A 935-nucleotide genomic window follows, 5' to 3' on the forward strand; every position below is an offset into this window, starting at 1 on the left:
ACGAGACGGTGCGCCGCTGGGTGAACCATTTCGGACCCAAGATCGCCGCCAATCTCCGCCAACGCCAACCAAAGCCTCGCGCCACATGGCACCTGGACGAGGTCTATCTCAAGATCGACGGTCGCCTAGTCTATCTTTGGCGGGCCGTTGACTCCGAAGGCGAGGTCCTGGACGTCYTGCTTCAGGCAAAAAGAAACAAGCGCCGCCGCGCTGAAATTGCTGCGCAGACTACTCAAGAAGCATGGCTTCATACCGGAGCGCTTGATCACGGATGACCTGCGTTCATATGGAGCGGCAGTCCGGGATCTTGGGATCTCGGATCGGCATCGACGCGGTCGCTGGTGCAACAATCACGTGGAAAATTCGCATCAGCCGACACGACAACGAGAGCGCACGATGCGGGGGGTCAAGAGCCCRGGTTCAGCCCAGAGATTTCTCTCCACTCACGCAGCCMCCTMCAACACCTACAACGTCCAGCGCCATCTCATTTCCGCSAAGMCCCACCGAGCTTTTCGCTCTTCGGCGATGGCGGCGTGGTGCGCGGCCGCCGCGGCCGCCTGATCCAGCCATCAAGCGGGGTCAGCCGATGGTTCACGCTCTCAGCCATCAACAGCAGCTTGGACGATAAACTCGACCTTCATGGCCGAGGTCGCAAGCGCGGCTGATATGCAGGCACGCGACGGGGGGCCTTCGGATCGATCCACTGGTCCCAAAGGGCATTTACAGCGTCGTAGCTCGCCATGTCGGCCAGCACGATCGTGACAAAGATCACCTTGGACTTAGACGGGCGTTGTCACGTTAACCGCGGACCATTGAAGCGAACTCAACCGGGTGACGGGCTCACGCTGCGAGGCCAGCGACGGCTTTCCATTGTGCCATGGCGCACAGACGATGCAGATGGATGGCGAGGGCGGAGCGACGGGACCGGGGCGGGA

The 935-nt window shown here is 61.2% G+C and carries 1 pseudogene; it reads left to right on the forward strand.

The window, feature by feature from the left end:
• Positions 1–561: pseudogene (locus tag AC1D34_RS37965) on the forward strand (IS6 family transposase); the annotation flags it as partial.
• Positions 562–935: the final 374 nt, after the last annotated feature.

The sequence above is a fragment of the Allobosea sp. P1_A7 genome (assembly GCF_056406775.1).